Source organism: Aeromonas sp. S19(2024) (assembly GCF_041402625.1).
Classification (GTDB): domain Bacteria; phylum Pseudomonadota; class Gammaproteobacteria; order Enterobacterales; family Aeromonadaceae; genus Aeromonas; species Aeromonas caviae.
The window spans coordinates 143,636-157,303 of record NZ_JBGLQU010000005.1; the positions used below are offsets into that span (position 1 = coordinate 143,636).

At 63.8% G+C, this 13,668-nt stretch carries 12 protein-coding genes; 6 read left to right on the top strand and 6 right to left on the bottom strand.

The window, feature by feature from the left end; all coding sequences use genetic code 11:
* Position 1: 1 nt before the first annotated feature.
* Positions 2-781: an acetylglutamate kinase gene (gene argB, locus ACB037_RS12235; RefSeq protein WP_045522048.1), complete on the bottom strand. Its 780-nt coding sequence runs from the start codon at positions 779-781 to the stop codon at positions 2-4.
* 23 nt (positions 782-804) lie between these two features.
* Positions 805-1,812 carry an N-acetyl-gamma-glutamyl-phosphate reductase gene (gene argC / locus ACB037_RS12240; protein WP_042864921.1) on the bottom strand — a complete coding sequence of 336 codons (1,008 nt, stop codon included), beginning with the start codon at positions 1,810-1,812 and terminating at the stop codon, positions 805-807.
* Between the two features lie 261 nt (positions 1,813-2,073).
* Between argC and argE the strand changes: the two genes are divergently transcribed.
* Both argE and ppc read left to right on the top strand, forming a co-directional pair.
* Positions 2,074-3,219, top strand: a complete 1,146-nt coding sequence (gene argE / locus ACB037_RS12245; protein WP_039040568.1) for an acetylornithine deacetylase — start codon at positions 2,074-2,076, stop codon at positions 3,217-3,219.
* A 213-nt stretch (positions 3,220-3,432) separates the two neighbouring features.
* Positions 3,433-6,066, top strand: coding sequence for a phosphoenolpyruvate carboxylase (ppc, locus tag ACB037_RS12250; RefSeq protein ID WP_010675692.1), 2,634 nt, complete (start codon positions 3,433-3,435; stop codon positions 6,064-6,066).
* 166 nt (positions 6,067-6,232) lie between these two features.
* Here ppc and ACB037_RS12255 read toward each other — a convergent pair whose 3' ends face one another.
* Positions 6,233-7,714, bottom strand: a complete 1,482-nt coding sequence (locus ACB037_RS12255; protein WP_371175384.1) for a diguanylate cyclase — start codon at positions 7,712-7,714, stop codon at positions 6,233-6,235.
* Between the two features lie 181 nt (positions 7,715-7,895).
* On the opposite strand from ACB037_RS12255, the gene ybaK reads away from it, so the two are divergent.
* The gene (gene ybaK, locus ACB037_RS12260) at positions 7,896-8,366 is read left to right on the top strand and encodes a Cys-tRNA(Pro) deacylase (RefSeq protein WP_010675694.1); all 471 of its coding nucleotides are present in this window, start codon (positions 7,896-7,898) and stop codon (positions 8,364-8,366) included.
* A gap of 129 nt (positions 8,367-8,495) precedes the next feature.
* On the opposite strand, the gene ACB037_RS12265 is transcribed toward ybaK, so the two are convergent.
* Genes ACB037_RS12265 through ACB037_RS12275 form a run of 3 tightly spaced genes read right to left on the bottom strand, consistent with a single transcriptional unit; the run spans position 8,496 to position 10,176 of the window.
* Complete coding sequence (locus ACB037_RS12265) at positions 8,496-9,224, bottom strand: GNAT family N-acetyltransferase (protein WP_371175427.1); 729 nt, start codon at positions 9,222-9,224, stop codon at positions 8,496-8,498.
* 28 nt (positions 9,225-9,252) lie between these two features.
* Complete coding sequence (locus ACB037_RS12270) at positions 9,253-9,690, bottom strand: rhodanese-like domain-containing protein (protein ID WP_042878345.1); 438 nt, start codon at positions 9,688-9,690, stop codon at positions 9,253-9,255.
* Positions 9,691-9,708: 18 nt separating this feature from the next.
* A complete protein-coding gene (locus tag ACB037_RS12275; RefSeq protein WP_214005170.1) occupies positions 9,709-10,176 on the bottom strand; it encodes an OsmC family protein in 468 nt (155 codons plus the stop codon).
* Between the two features lie 252 nt (positions 10,177-10,428).
* Between ACB037_RS12275 and ACB037_RS12280 the strand changes: the two genes are divergently transcribed.
* From ACB037_RS12280 to ACB037_RS12290, 3 genes are all read left to right on the top strand, one after another.
* Complete coding sequence (locus tag ACB037_RS12280; protein WP_371175385.1) at positions 10,429-11,856, top strand: PLP-dependent aminotransferase family protein; 1,428 nt, start codon at positions 10,429-10,431, stop codon at positions 11,854-11,856.
* 102 nt (positions 11,857-11,958) lie between these two features.
* Positions 11,959-12,843 (top strand): hypothetical protein, encoded by an 885-nt coding sequence (locus ACB037_RS12285; RefSeq protein ID WP_371175386.1) that lies wholly within the window; start codon positions 11,959-11,961, stop codon positions 12,841-12,843.
* The gene (locus ACB037_RS12290; RefSeq protein WP_371175387.1) at positions 12,827-13,657 is read left to right on the top strand and encodes a substrate-binding periplasmic protein; all 831 of its coding nucleotides are present in this window, start codon (positions 12,827-12,829) and stop codon (positions 13,655-13,657) included. Before ACB037_RS12285 ends, ACB037_RS12290 begins: the two co-directional genes overlap by 17 nt.
* Positions 13,658-13,668 lie beyond the last annotated feature (11 nt).

Consider the following 13,668-nt stretch of genomic DNA (forward strand, 5'->3'; position numbering starts at 1 on the left):
ATCAGAGGGTGACCTGGGTGCCGACCGCGCCGCCAGCCAGCAGCTTGAGCAGCTGATCCGGGTAGCGCCAGCTGGCGACACAGACCGGCTTGCCCAGGGTTTCGGCGGCGTGCAGGGCGGCTTTCACCTTGACGGCCATGCCGTCCGTGATAACGCCCTTCTCCATCAGGTCCAGCGCGCTCTGCTTGTCCAGTTGCGGCACCAGCTTGCCCTTGCCATCCAGAATGCCGCTCACATCCGACAGCATCACCAGATCGGCGCCCAGCGCTTCGGCGATGGCGGTGGCCGCCTGATCCGCATTGACGTTCATCATCTGTCCGTCGGCGGTAATGCCGATGGAGCTCACCACCGGCAGGAAGCCCTGCCCCAGGATGCCGGCCACCAGCGCCGGGTTGCCCGGTTTGCAGTCACCGACCGCACCGAGATCCGGATCGAGCTGGGTCACCTGGCACAGACCCCCGTCGGCGAGGCACAGACCCACAGCAGGAATGCTGGTGGAGATGGCCTTGGCCATCATCATCTTGTTGGCGGTCCCGGCCAGGGCACCGGCAATCACGGGGATCTGCTCGAACGGGGTCACCCGCAGGCCGTTCTTCTTGGTGGAGGTCATGCCCAGCCCCTTGAGCAGGTCGTCCACCAGGCAGCCACCACCGTGCACCAGCACCAGAGGACGGTGCTGATCATCCAGGAAGGTCTTCAGGGTGGCGAACAGGGCGGTCAGGGCCTCGTCGTTCTCGATCAGGGCACCACCCAACTTGATTACCAGCGTCTGCTTGTCCATCTTCTCGATCCTTTCTTAAAGCGTTAAATCAGGCCGGTGGCCGGTTCAAAACCAAACTTGATATTTATGCACTGCATGGCTTGCGAGGCGGCCCCCTTGAGCAGGTTGTCGATGGCAGAAACCACCACCAGCATGTTGCCCTGCTGCTGCCAGGCGATGTCGCAGTAGGGCGTGCTCGCCACGCCGCGGATGGAGGGCATCTGGCCGGTGAGGCGTACCAGCGGCTTGCCTTCGTAGGCCTTGAGGTAGGCCTGATCCACCTGGGTGTGCGTCACCCCTTCCGCCAGTTGCACATAGATGGTGGCCAGGATGCCCCGCACATAGTTGCCGAGGTGGGGCTGGAACAGCACCTCCTTGCCAAGGTGGTGGCTGATCTCCGGCTGGTGCCTGTGATTGAAGGTGCCGTAGGGATTGAGGCTCACTTCGCAGAAACTGGTGTTGATGGCGGCCTTGCGACCGGCCCCGGAGACGCCGGAAACCGCATTGATGATGGGCTGCCATCCCTGGGCAATCAGCCCGGCCTGTTGCAGCGGCTTGAGGGCGCACAGGGAGGCGGTCGGGTAGCATCCCGGCACGGCAATCAGCTGGGCGGCCTTGACGGCATCGGCATTCCACTCGGCCAGACCGTAGGCGGCCTGCTCCAGCCACTGCTCATTCTCGTGAGTGAAGCCGTAGAAGGAGGAGTAGAACTGCTGATCGTTGACCCGGAAGGCACCGGAGAGATCGAACACCGGCAACCCCTTGGCCAGGAACTTGGGCGCGAGTTCCGCACTCACCTCGTGAGCAGTGGCCAGCACCACCAGATCGGCCTGGGTCAGGATCCGGGTCATGCCGTCTTCGTCCAGGGGCAGCAGCGGCTGATCCAGCTTACCCACCCATTGGGGATGCAGGGAAGAGAAGCGCTTGTGGGCGTCCTGGCTGCCGGCGGAAACATAGAGGCCGAACAGCTCGAGTTGTGGATGGTTCTGGACCAGAGCGGCCAGTTCGGCCCCCGCGTAGCCACTGGCACCGACGATAACGGTCTTAAGCATGTTTGAGTATTCCAAGTCTGGGTTCGAAATTCACAGCATGGTGCTGCGGTGCAAGGGGTCGGCTATCGCCCCTTTGATGCAACGAGTGCGGAGGGGCAATTCAGGCGGATATGCGTCGTCGGTTACAGATCAGGTGACAGAACATTAACTTTCCCTTACAACTAGAGGCCTTGTCGATGAGCACTCGAACAGAATATTCATGCACTCACTTTGCATTTGTATTTTCTAACAGAAACACTCCGGGGACGCAAGGAGGAGCTGATGGCCAAACTGGATTTTTTTTCACTTTATAAGAATATTATTGCGATTCCCTCTATCAGCAGCACGGATACTCGCTGGGATCAGAGCAATGAGGCGGTAATCCGGCTGCTGGCCGACTGGTTCGGCCAGCTTGGATTCCAGTGCGAGGTGACGGCCCTGCCGGATCTGCCGGGCAAGTTCAACCTGGTGGCAACCTATGGTCAGGGAGAAGGGGGGCTGCTGCTCGCAGGTCACACGGATACGGTTCCCTTCGATGAAGGAGCCTGGACAAAGGATCCCTTCAAGGTGACCGAAGAGGGCAACCGCCTGTACGGGCTCGGCACCATCGACATGAAGGGCTTCTTCGCCTTTATCGTGGAAGCGCTCAAGGAAGTCGACCTCAAGACCCTGAGCAAGCCGCTGCGCATCCTGGCCACCGCCGATGAAGAGACCACCATGGCCGGGGCCCGCGCCATCGCCGCCGCAGCCGAACTCAAACCCGACTACGCGGTGATCGGCGAACCCACCGGGCTGGTGCCCGTGGTGGCCCACAAGGGCCACATGTCGGAAGCCATTCGCATCACAGGCCGAAGCGGCCACAGTTCGGATCCCGCCAACGGCGTCAATGCCATGGAGATCATGCACAAGGCCATGGGTCAGGTGCTCAGGCTCCAGCAGGATCTGAAGGAGAAGTACGCGGATCACCGCTTCGCCGTGCCCCAGCCCACCCTGAACCTCGGCTACATCCAGGGGGGCGACAGCCCGAACCGCATCTGCGGCTGCTGCGAGCTGCACATCGACATGCGTCCCACCCCGCAGGTGGGTCCCGACGAGCTGATGGGCATGCTGAAAGAGGCGCTCTCCCCCATCGAGATCCACCAGCCCGGCTGCCTGCACCTGCAGCACCTGCACGAACCCATTCCGGCCTATGCCTGCCAGGATGATTCCGAGCTGGTGCGGGAGGCGGAAAAGGCGAGCGGCCGGGCCGCCGAGTCCGTGAACTATTGCACCGAAGCCCCCTTTATCCAGCAGCTGGGTTGCGAGACCATAGTGATGGGCCCAGGCCATATCACCCAGGCCCACCAGCCCGATGAATACCTGGATCTGTCGTTCGTCAAACCGACCACGGCGGTGCTGCAGCACCTGATCCGGCGCTTCTGCGTCTAGCCAAATAGGGATGTAAGTAAGTTACATGACAGGCGCCTTGGGACAGGTGAGGGAAATACATGTTCTGAATCGGCTTGTTATTTGACCTTGCGCAGACAATCTGGGTAGATTGTCCCCCTAAGATGACGGAGCATATGTTGTAATCGCACAACAATAAGTGAGGTCGCCTCCCGCCTGGAAGGTCAGGAGGCACCAACAAAATAAGGATGTGGAATGAACGAAAAGTACGCCGCACTACGGGCCAACGTAGGCATGTTGGGCCAACTGCTGGGTAAATCCATCAAGGATCATCAGGGGCAGGCCTTCCTCGACAAGATTGAGACCATTCGCCAGCTGGCCAAGTCTTCCCGCAAGGGGAACGAGGCAGACAGAGAGCGCCTGCTCGACACCCTGCGTACCCTCTCCGATGACGAACTGCTGCCCGTGGCCCGTGCCTTCAGCCAGTTCCTCAACCTGGCGAACGTGGCGGAGCAGTTCCACACCATCTCCCGTCGCTGCGAAGAGCAGGTCTGCACCCCGGACCCGCTGGAGCAGATGTTCGACAAGCTGAAAGCCTCCAACCTGTCCCAGGAGGCCATCATCCAGGCCGTGCGCGAGCTGGACATCGATCTGGTGCTGACCGCTCACCCCACCGAGGTGACCCGTCGTACCCTGATCCACAAGCACGTGCAGCTCAACGACTGCCTCGAGGCCCTGGAACTCTCCGATCTGCTGCCCCGCGAGCGGGACAAGATCCAGAGTCGCATCGAGCAGCTGGTCAACCAGGCCTGGCACACCAACGAGATCCGCGAACAGCGCCCGACCCCGGTGGACGAAGCCAAGTGGGGCTTCGCCGTGGTGGAAAACAGCCTGTGGCCGGCCATCCCCGAATTCATGCGCAATCTGGACGAGCGCCTGCAACACCATCTGGGTGTGCGGCTGCCGCTGGACGCCGCGCCGGTCAAGTTCACCTCCTGGATGGGCGGTGACCGCGACGGCAACCCCTTCGTCACCGCCAAGGTGACCGCCGAAGTGCTGGAGCTGGGCCGCTGGATGGCGGTGAGCTTGTTCTACAAGGACATCAAGGAGCTTACCTCCGAGCTCTCCATGGCCGATTGCACCGACGCCGTGCGTGCCCGGGTCGGTGATAACCCGGAACCCTATCGCGCCCTGGTGCGTGAGCTGCGCGAGCAGCTGCGCGAGACCCAGGAGTACCTGACCGCCAAGGTACAGGGCCAGGCGAGCGAGAGCCGGGATCTGGTCAAGAGCACCGCCCAGCTGCGCGAGCCCCTGGAGCTCTGCTACCACTCCCTGCACGCCTGCGGCATGGGCAACATCGCCGACGGCATGCTGCTGGACGTGCTGCGCAAGCTGGCCTGCTTCGGCATCCACCTGGTCAAGCTGGACATCCGTCAGGATGGCGAGCGTCACGGCCAGGTCTTCTCCGAGCTGACCCGCTACCTGGGTGTGGGCGACTACGCCGAGTGGAGCGAAGAGGACAAGCAGGCCTTCCTGCTGCGCGAGCTGAACTCCCGCCGCCCCCTCATCCCGAGCGACTGGGATCCCAGTGCCGAGACCCGCGAGACCATCGACACCTGTCGCGTCATCGCCCAGCACGACCCCGATGCGTTCGGCATCTACATCATCTCCATGGCCGGTGCCCCGTCCGATGTCTTGGCGGTCCAGCTGTTGCTGAAGGAAGCTGGCTGCAAGTTCCGCATGCCGGTGGCCCCGCTGTTCGAGACCCAGGAAGACCTGATGGCGGGCACCGCCGTGATGGAACGCCTGCTGTCGGTGGACTGGTATCGCGGTTACATCCAGGGCCGTCAGTACGTGATGATCGGCTACTCCGACTCCGCCAAGGATGCGGGCATGATGGCCGCTGGCTGGGCCCAGTACGCCGCCATGGAATCCCTGGTGGCGCTGGCTGAAGCCAACAACATCCGCCTCACCCTGTTCCATGGCCGCGGCGGTACCGTCGGCCGTGGCGGCGCCCCTGCCCATCAGGCGATCCTGTCGCAACCCCCGGGATCCCTGCGCGGCGGCCTGCGAGTCACCGAACAGGGGGAGATGATCCGCTTCAAGTTCGGCCTGCCGAAAGTGGCCATCCAGAGCCTGAACCTCTACACCAGCGCCGTGCTGGAGGGGAACCTGCTGCCGCCGCCCAAGCCGAAAGAGAGCTGGCGCGCCGTCATGGAGCAGCTGGCGTCTGTCTCCTGTGATCACTACCGCAGTATCGTGCGCGGTCACCCGGACTTCGTGCCTTACTTCCGTGCCGCCACCCCGGAGATGGAGCTCGGCAAGCTGCCGCTCGGTTCCCGCCCCGCCAAGCGCAAGCCCAACGGCGGTGTCGAGAGCCTGCGCGCCATCCCCTGGATCTTCGCCTGGACCCAGAACCGGCTGATGCTGCCGGCCTGGCTCGGCGCCCACAAGGGATTGCAACAGGCCATCGACGACGGCCAGAAGAGCGTGCTGGACGAGATGAGCCGCCAGTGGCCCTTCTTCCGCACCCGTCTCGAAATGCTGGAGATGGTGTTCCTCAAGGCCGACCTCTGGCTGGCGGAATACTATGACACCCGCCTGGTGCCGGAGAACCTGTGGGCACTCGGCAAGCAGCTGCGTCAGGAGCTTGCCGACTCCATCGAGGTAGTGCTGAAACTGCGCCCGCAGGGCGACTTGCTGGACGATCAGCCCTGGATCAAGGAGTCCATCAAGCTGCGCAACCCCTACACCGACCCGCTCAACGTGCTGCAGGCCGAGCTGCTCAATCGCTCCCGCAACCACCCTGAGACCCTGCACCCCGAGCTGGATCAGGCGCTGATGGTCACCATCGCCGGCATCGCCGCCGGCATGCGCAACACCGGCTGATCCCGGACCGTTGCAAACAAGGGCGCCCCGGCGCCCTTTTTCGTCCCTGCCGGGCACGGGGATCCCGATATTGCCGCCAGCACAGCCCCCTCTAAGGGAAAAAAGCATCCACAACAAACAGGGCGCCATGGTGGCGCCCTGTTTTATTTCGCGATATGGCCTCTTATCAGGAGACCTGGTTGCGACCCCGACGCTTTGCCTCGTAAAGTCGCTGATCCACGCACTGAAGCCAGTCATCCATACGTCTGTAGCTCATCTGATAGGGTGTGAGCCCCACGCTGATGGTGACGGTGATCGCCTGGTGCTGGTACAGGAAGGTGTGCTGCTCCACCTGGCGACGGATGCGCTCCATGATGGTGTGGGCCTCCTCCAGGGTCGTGCCCCGCAGCAGCAGGATGAACTCCTCCCCGCCAAAGCGTGCCACCAGATCCTTGCTGCGTACCGCCTGCATCAGGAGCCCCGCCAGCGACGCCAGCACGGCATCTCCGGCAAGGTGTCCATATACATCATTGATTTGTTTGAAGAAGTCGATATCTATCAAGGCCAGGCAGCAGGCCTCCCCTTCGGCGGGATGGTGCTGGACGTGATCCAGCAGCACGTTGGCCTGCTGGAAGAAGCTGCTGCGGTTGGGCAGCTTGGTCAAGAAGTCGTGCTCGGCGTTGAAGCGCAGCACCCGCTCCATGCGGCTGCGTTCGTCCTCCAGGTTGCGGGCGTGGATAAGGGTGCCAAGGGCCGTGGTGAGGGGCTCGAGCAGGCTGACATGGGTCTCGTCAAAGCCACCCGGGCGGTTGGCCAGGGCGATCATGCCGATCGCCTCTCCCTTGTGGCGGATGGGAATGCCGAGGAAGCTCTCCAGGTGCGGATGACCACGGGGGGAGACACCGCGACTGGCTGGATGGCTCGGCAGATCGTTGCAGCACACCAGGGTATTGTGGGTCACCACGTGCCCAAACAGGTTGTCGAGCTTGCTGAAGATGAGCCCGCCCCGGCTCTGGCGCTGCTGCTCATACCAGGCATGGGTCGCCTCGTCCCAGGAGACATTGGAGATGGAGGGAACATAGAGACTGGGACGACCATCCTCGTACTGGATGATGCCGATGAAACCATAGGAGCTTTCGCTCACGCTCAGCAGCCGCTCGAAGACAGTGTCGCAGGCGGAGCCGAGATTGCGATCGAGCAGAAAACTCTGGTGCGCGGCCACCACGATGTCAAACAGCTGGCTCTGCTGCTCGACCCGCTGCTTGGCCATCACAGCCGAGGTAATGTCGTGCGCCAGCTTGACCACCCCCAGCAGGGTGCCGGCCTCGTCGGTCACGGGCATGTAGGTGGCATGGAGCCAGAGGGGGTTGCCACCTTGCCTGACCCGGCGAAACTCCCCCGACTGGATCTCGCCACCCAATACCTTCTGCCAGAAGAGATCATGCTCCGCCTGCAGATCCGGCGGCAACAGCATGAGATGGGACTGGCCCACCAGCGCTTCGGGGGGATAGCCCAGCATGTCGCAAAACAGGGGGTTGACCGACACCATGCGACCATCGAGATCGAACTCGACCATGCCATAGGCCCGATCAAGGGCGGTCAGCCTGGCAAGGGTCTCATATCGATCCATCGCGTCGATATCGCGAGCGCAAAGTGCTGTGGTATTCATGGCTACGATTCCTTTCGATCGCCGGCGCATTGCATTGGAATGCGGGGACAAGTGCCCAAATCATAGGATCCGGCACCCGGTTACGCTAACACAGGCCCCGATTGGGTGTGAAGACTGGTTCTTGCCACATCCGGCTCCCGGGCGCAGACTGTCTGGCCTTGCCACGGTTCGAGGAGACCCCATGACACCCGCCATCAACTTGCTGAAAAAGCTCAAGATCCCCCACAGGCTCTACCCCTACGAGTGTGAAGCCCACGACGACTTCGGCAAGCATGCCGCTACCCAGCTGGGTCTGCCTGAGGCGCAGGTGTTCAAGACCCTGCTCGCCCATCACGACAAGCAGGCGGTGGTGGCCATCGTGCCCTCCTCGGGCATGTGCAGCCTCAAGCAGCTCGCCAAGGCCACCGGGCTCAAGAAGGTGGAGATGATGAAGCCGGCGGAAGCCGAAAAGCTGACCGGCTACAAGGTGGGCGGCATCAGTCCCCTGGCCCAGAAGAAGCTGCTGCCCACCGTGCTGGACGACTCCGCCATGGCCTTCGACGAGATCCTGGTGAGCGGTGGCAAGCGGGGGCTCTCGGTCGGCGTGGCCCCCGGGGACATGGTCCGGCTGATGAACTGGATTGCGGCCCCCATCGGTGATCACCACGACTGAACAAACAAAAGAGGCGCCATGACTGGCGCCTCTTGCGTCTGGATGTTGGATCTGGCGCCTTGTGTGCGAAGGATACCCAAAGCCCCGGCACCGGGAACCGCCCCATCCCCCGCGGGTGATCTGCCGCCCTCAACACGCCCCAGAGCGGCAGGCGGCGGTCAGTTCGGAGAGCCGGCGACGCTGACGCCCGGCATGGTCGAAGTTGCCGTCCTCCAGCCAGCGCTCGAAGCACCCTTTCAGGGCGGGCCACTCGCTGTCGATGACGGAGAACCAGGCCGTATCCCGGTTGTGTCCCTTGTCCACCCGCGCCTGACGGAAGGTCCCCTCATAGTGAAAGCCGAGGCGCAGGGCCGCCTGGCGCGAAGGCAGATTCAGGGCATTGCACTTCCATTCATAGCGCCGGTATCCCAGGGCAAAGGCATTGGCCATCATCAACACCATGGCCGCCGTCGCCAGCCGTGACTGCTGCATGGCGGGGGAGAAGTGCAGCCAGCCCACCTCGATGCTGCCCGCCAGGGGATCGATGCGCAGGTAGCTCGCCAGCCCCAGCGCCCGTCCGCTCCCCTCGTCGATGATGCCGTAGAACTGGGGATCCCGCTTGGTGGCGACCTCCCGCAGCCAGACCCCCATGGCGACCTCGTCCGCGAAAGGGCCGCTGGTCAGGTAAGTCCACATGGCCCCGCTGTCGGCACTGAATGCCTGCCACAGATCCCCCAGGTGGCGCTCGGGATCAAGGGGCTCGAGACGACAGCCCCAGCCATGCAGTGCGCGGTGGGGAGGGAACTCGGCGCCGCGCCATTCTGGCTGCGCACGCCCCAGAGGCTGCCCAAAGTCGTTGAAAAGGGCGGCGCCGGACAGGGAGGCATCGCCCCCCTCATTGCAACGTTCAACAGGCACAGGCAATTCCCCCTTCCAGCAGCACTCCGGGCTCGCTGCCCGTGGCGACGGCGAAACCGTCCTGACGCCACCAGTGCAGGCCCCCTATCAGCTCCTTGACCTCAAACCCGAGGGACGCCAGCTTGTAGGCCCCCTGGGTCGAACCGTTGCAGCCGATGCCGTCGCAATAGCAGACATACACCAGGTTCCGGTCCAGTACCGCCGTGGTCGACGCCGTCATGGTCCTGTGGGGGAAGGAGATGGCGCCGGGAATGTGCCCCTCGGCATAGTGTGCGGGGGAGCGGGTATCGATGACCACGATCCCCGCCGCCCCGGCCAGCAGATCGGCGGCCAGATCCGCCGGATCGGTACGAAACTTCAGCTGGGCCTCGAAAAAGGCGCTGGCTTCGGCGGCCCCTGCCACCCCTGTGCTCAATACATGACTCATCCTGAACGCTCCTGATGACTAGATGACGATCTCTGTGGTGACGACGGTGTTGACCGAGTTGGCGATGAAGCACTCCTCATGGGCCTGGTGGTGCAACTGCTCCAGATCCGCCAGGGCGGGCTCCCGCTCTCCCCCGAAGATCACCCTGGGACGCAGGGTGACCCGGGTCATGGCGAGGCGACCTTGCCCGTTTTTCGCCATGATGCCGACCGCTTCGTCCCGGTAGCTCTCTACCCGATAGCCCGCCTTCGCCGCCAGCCAGAGGAAGGTGAGCATGTGGCAACTGGACAGGGCCGCCACAAACGCCTCTTCCGGGTCCACATGTTCCGCCACCGAGTAAGGCTGCGGCACCACATGGGGAGAGGAGGAGGCCGGCACCCTGACCCCGCCATCAAACGCCCACTCATGGGCCCGGCTGTAACGCTGATCGACGAAGGGCTCATGCTCCCCCCGCTGCCAACTGATGGTGGCACTGTATTCCGACATGCAGACTCCTTGTGTTGCCAATCCGTGCCGCCTGCTGGCGCCACCCTGTGACCACCAATGTAGCGACAAAATGGCCTTGCCACGCCGACCAATTTTGCCAATATGGGCAGACCAATTTCATCGGGCCGCCACCATGACCATCCACCCCACCCGCTCTGCCCGTAGGTCGCCAGCCCCACAGCCGCGCCATGCCCTGCGGGCAGGATCCCGGCCTCGAAAGAGGCGCAACCCCCGCGCCAACGGGAGTACACCATGACCGTTCTGCCAACGCTCTTCGCCAGCCAGCAGCAAGGGGATCTGCCCCTGCACGAACAACTGGTGCGTACCCTGCGCGAGGCCATCCTGGCGGGCCACCTGCCCCTGCACAGCCGCCTGCCCGCCAGCCGTCTCCTGGCCCGGGATCTCGGTATCTCCCGCAGCACGGTGGAACTGGCCTATGGCCGGCTCGAGGCGGAGGGGTATCTGGTGCGCAAGGTGGGCGCTGGCAGCTTTGTCGCCCTGGCGGCGGTGCGCCCCGCGCCGCGCCCGCCCCAGTCAGCGGCGGGCCTCTCCCGTCGCGGTCAGGAGATGGCCCTGGGTGGCGCCTGTCACGACGTGCCCGAGGTGGGCACCACCTTTGCTTCCAGCCAGCCGGATCCCCGTCTCTTCCCCCAGGCACTCTGGGGTCGGCTGATGCAGCAACAGTGGCGCCAGCGCGCCAGCGACTGGATGAACTACGGGGATCCCCAGGGGCTTGGGGAACTTCGCGCCGCCATCAGCAGCTATCTGGTGCAGTCACGCGGCGTGGTGTGCGAGCCGGATCAGATCCTGATCCTCACCAGCTCCCAGCAGGGGATCCTGCTGGCGACCCAGTTGCTCATCGATGCCGGTGACACCGTCTGGGTGGAAGACCCCGGTTATCCCGGGGCTCGCACCGCCATGGAGAGCGCCGGTGCCCGGGTGCATCCGGTGCCGGTGGATGAAGAGGGACTCAACCCTCATGGGGATCATCCTGCGCCGCGCCTCATCTATTGCACCCCGGCACACCAGTACCCCCTTGGCGTCCCCATGAGCCTGCCCCGCCGCATGGCGCTGCTGGCCGAGGCAGAGCGTCACGGCGCCTGGATCCTGGAGGACGATTACGACGGGGAGTACCAGTATGATCAGCGTCCCCTGCCCGCCCTGCAGGGGCTCGACGGCCAGGGGCGGGTGATCTATGTGGGCACCTTCAGCAAGGTGCTGTTCGGCTCGCTGCGCCTCGCCTACCTGGTGCTGCCCAGGCCGCTGATGGACTCCTTCTGCCGCGCCCGGGCCGCCGTCGACGGCCACAGCAACCAGTTGCAGCAAGCGGTCACGGCAGACTTCATCCGGGGCGGGCACTTCGCCACCCACCTGCGCCAGAGCCGCCTCCTCTACCAGAGCAGACGGGATCTGCTGCTGGCGGAACTGGCAGAGCACTGCCCGGGGCTTACTCCCATCCACAGCGGCGCCGGCCTGCAGTGCGCCGTGCTGCTGCCCCCGGGTGGCGAGGCGCGCTGGACCGATGCCGCCAACGCCTGCGGGCTGGGGCTGCGCCATCTGGGCCAGTTCTACCTGGGCCCGCAGACACAGGAAGGGTGGCTGCTCGGCTTTGGCTGCCTCGACAACCAGACGTTGCGCCAACTCTGTCGTCGCCTGGGTCTCTTGATGAAATCCGCATGACCCCCTTCTCAAGAGGTCAGATCTGCCAGAGCCTGATAGCGCTGTGTCGACGGGAATGGCCCGTCTATACTGGGCACAATCCCGTTGCCGAACCCGGTCAAGATGCATCGAATCCTGCTCCTTTTGCTCGCCCTCTCCCTCCCGTCCCTCACGATGGCGGCCACCCGCTTCACCCTGATCACCGGGGAAACCCAACAGGATGTCCGCATGAATTATTACCGGGCGGCGATGCGGCTGGCGCTGGAGAAAACACGGCCTGATTACGGCGACTATGAACTGCTCGACGCCATCAGGATGAACAAGGCGAGGATGCGGCTCGAAGTGCAAACGCCGGGCAAGAATGCCCTCTTCATCGTCGACAGCTGGCCCCAGGAGATCCCTCAACCCGGCGTCATCCTGGTCCCCTTCCCCATCGATCTGGGTGTGCTCGGCTACCGGGTCTGTTTTGTCGGCAGCGCCCGTGCCCAGGCCCTGGCCGGGGTTCACACCCTGTCCCAGTTGCAGCAGTTCACGCAAGGGGTGGGCACCGGCTGGCGGGATGCCGACATCCTGCGCTACAACGGCTTCAGGGTGCAGGAGGTGGATAACTATGAGTCACTGTTTCGCCTGGTGGCCCGTGGCCGGATCGATCTCTTCTGCCGTGGTGCCAACGAGATATTGAGCGAGTGGAAAAACCACAGACCCGGCCTGCCGGGGCTGACCGTGGATAGCCATGTCGCCCTCTTCTATCCGCTCATCCACTCCCTCTATAGCCACGCCACCTACAGCAAGGAGCGCGAGCGCCTTTTGCGCGGCCTGCAACTGGCCTGGAAAGATGGCTCCCTGCAGCGCCTCTGGCGCCATCATTTCCAGCCTTCCCTAGTCTTTGCCCGGCTCGATTCACGCCAGATCTTCCGGCTGACCAACCCGCAGTTGCCCGACGAGAGCACCGACTACCGCTCCTATCTCTATGACCCGATGAGGGATGACTTTGGCATCGCTCCCTGACTGGCTCGCCGGTTCTCCCCTGTCAGGCAGGCTCCCCTTGCGCACTCTCTGCCTGGCGCTGCTGCTCTGGTTGCTGCCGACCTGCGTCATGGCCGCCCCCGGCAGCATTCGTGCCTGCATGGAGAACAGCGATTCGCCTCCCTGGTTGCTGATGTCCGGCGAGGGGATAGTACAGTTCCACCTCAAGGAGGTGGCAAACCGGATCGGGCACCCCATCATTCTCACCCCCCTTCCCTGGAAACGCTGCCTCTCCCTCGTCAGCCAGGGCCAGCTCGATGCCGCCGTCAAGCTGAGCTACAGCGAAGAGCGTGCTCGCACCATAGGGGTCTATCCCATGCGACACGGGGCACCGGATCCCACCAAGCGCCTGCTTACCGAGAGCTACAGCCTCTACCAGCCAAAAGGCGGACAGGTTCGCTGGGATGGCCGGCAGCTCGTCGCCCATGGCGTCATTGCGGCACAGTCCGGTTTCTCCATCGTCGCCCAGCTGCAGGAGAGCGGTGTCAGGGTGGATGACTCCAGCAGGGAGCCACTGATCCTGCTCAAGAAGGTCGCGATGCAGCGCGCCGTTGCCGCCGCCCTGCAAACCGGGGTCGCAGAACGGACCCTGGCCGCCCACCCGCAGCTGCAGGCCACACTCGAGCGGATCACCCCTCCCCTGGTCGAAAAACCCTACTACCTCATCTTCTCCCACCCCTTCCATCAGGCCCACCCCGATCTCAGCCAACAGGTGTGGGACGAGATTGAGGAGGTGCGACACTCCGCAGCCTATGCCCGCTTCGTCACAGGCATGGCGTCACCGGGGACCCCCTAACCCCAGGCCCG

Bases quoted from the DNA above. Each gene is read 5' to 3' on its own strand.
- argB (WP_045522048.1), bottom strand. From the start codon at position 781: ATGGACAAGCAGACGCTGGTAATCAAGTTGGGTGGTGCCCTGATCGAG.
- argC (WP_042864921.1), bottom strand. From the start codon at position 1,812: ATGCTTAAGACCGTTATCGTCGGTGCCAGTGGCTACGCGGGGGCCGAA.
- argE (WP_039040568.1), top strand. From the start codon at position 2,074: ATGGCCAAACTGGATTTTTTTTCACTTTATAAGAATATTATTGCGATT.
- ppc (WP_010675692.1), top strand. From the start codon at position 3,433: ATGAACGAAAAGTACGCCGCACTACGGGCCAACGTAGGCATGTTGGGC.
- ACB037_RS12255 (WP_371175384.1), bottom strand. From the start codon at position 7,714: ATGAATACCACAGCACTTTGCGCTCGCGATATCGACGCGATGGATCGA.
- ybaK (WP_010675694.1), top strand. From the start codon at position 7,896: ATGACACCCGCCATCAACTTGCTGAAAAAGCTCAAGATCCCCCACAGG.
- ACB037_RS12270 (WP_042878345.1), bottom strand. From the start codon at position 9,690: ATGAGTCATGTATTGAGCACAGGGGTGGCAGGGGCCGCCGAAGCCAGC.
- ACB037_RS12275 (WP_214005170.1), bottom strand. From the start codon at position 10,176: ATGTCGGAATACAGTGCCACCATCAGTTGGCAGCGGGGGGAGCATGAG.
- ACB037_RS12280 (WP_371175385.1), top strand. From the start codon at position 10,429: ATGACCGTTCTGCCAACGCTCTTCGCCAGCCAGCAGCAAGGGGATCTG.
- ACB037_RS12285 (WP_371175386.1), top strand. From the start codon at position 11,959: ATGCATCGAATCCTGCTCCTTTTGCTCGCCCTCTCCCTCCCGTCCCTC.